The sequence below is a fragment of the Prevotella sp. Sow4_E9_plate genome (assembly GCF_052116205.1).
GTDB lineage: Bacteria > Bacteroidota > Bacteroidia > Bacteroidales > Bacteroidaceae > Prevotella.
In genome coordinates this window covers 1-451 of the sequence record NZ_JBQKLN010000148.1, presented here as the reverse complement: position 1 = coordinate 451, position 451 = coordinate 1, and the positions used below count along the sequence as shown (strand labels likewise).

At 43.5% G+C, this 451-nt stretch carries 1 protein-coding gene; it reads right to left on the bottom strand.

Annotation, left to right across the window (positions count from 1 at the left end; all coding sequences use genetic code 11):
• A partial coding sequence (locus ACTQ53_RS17640; protein WP_441934626.1) for an ATP-dependent DNA helicase occupies positions 1-451 on the bottom strand: 451 nt, incomplete at both ends.

The following is a 451-nucleotide window of genomic DNA, read 5'->3' as shown; positions in this document are numbered from 1 at the left end:
GATTTGGCTCTGGTTCCGCAGCCATCATTGGCTGTTCCTCAGGAAGTATGTATCTACTGCTGATGTGGAGACCAGAATCATTGTTCGCTTCTATCTCTCCACGCAGTCGTTCTTTCAATTTGGTGTTTCTGTTGATTACCGTCAGATTACGTATTGCATAAGCGAGAGCTTTGGGCTGGCCGATAAGCACACAGATTTTTTTAGCTCTCGTAATGCCTGTATAGATGAGGTTGCGCTGAAGCATCACAAAATGAGTCATCAAAACTGGGATTACCACGATCGGATATTCTGAACCTTGCGATTTATGAATGGTAGAAGCATAGGCCAATGTTAGCTCATCAAGCTCCGTTGCTTCATATTCCACCAGATTGTTGTCAAAGTTGACACAGAGTGTGCGGTCTTCTATGTTGACTTTTTCTACAGTTCCGATGTCACCATTGTACACATTCTT